The 532-nt window shown below is 53.6% G+C and carries 1 rRNA gene; it reads right to left on the bottom strand.

Features of this window, described 5'->3' with window-relative positions:
- Nucleotides 1-240 (bottom strand): 16S ribosomal RNA (locus AB4030_RS22425); the annotation flags it as partial.
- Between the last annotated feature and the right edge of the window lie 292 nt (nucleotides 241-532).

Below are 532 nucleotides of genomic sequence, written 5' to 3'. Positions count from 1 at the left end.
AGGCCGCGAGTCCATCCCAGACCGAAAAACTTTCCACACCATACGGATGCCCGTTGGCGTCATATCCGGTATTAGCTCCGGTTTCCCGGGGTTATCCCAGAGTCTGGGGCAGGTTACTCACGTGTTACTCACCCGTTCGCCACTGATCACAAGGAGCAAGCTCCCTGATCACCGTTCGACTTGCATGTGTTAAGCACGCCGCCAGCGTTCGTCCTGAGCCAGGATCAAACTCTCCGTTGATGTTCAAACACCCACCCCCGAAAAGAGGATGAGCAAACTTTGAACCCCTGAAGGGCTCGAAAACCTGACTGAAGCCGAACCACCAGCTCAAAAAGCTAGAAGTTCGATTCAACCAAAGGATAATTCGCCCGAAACCAACCCAGACCACCCTCATGGATGAATCCGAGCCAGACCCCGGGACGAGGTAATTGGCATCGATTTTTGACACGCTGTTGAGTTCTCAAGAATCGGACACACACCATCAACCACCTCAACGAGAAGGCATCCGGGGCAACCCTTCAAACTTACCCGC

Source organism: Terrabacter sp. 2YAF2 (assembly GCF_052114705.1).
GTDB lineage: Bacteria > Actinomycetota > Actinomycetes > Actinomycetales > Dermatophilaceae > Terrabacter.
The sequence above is the reverse complement of the archived record's forward strand: the minus strand, read 5'-3'. Positions and strand labels throughout refer to the sequence as shown.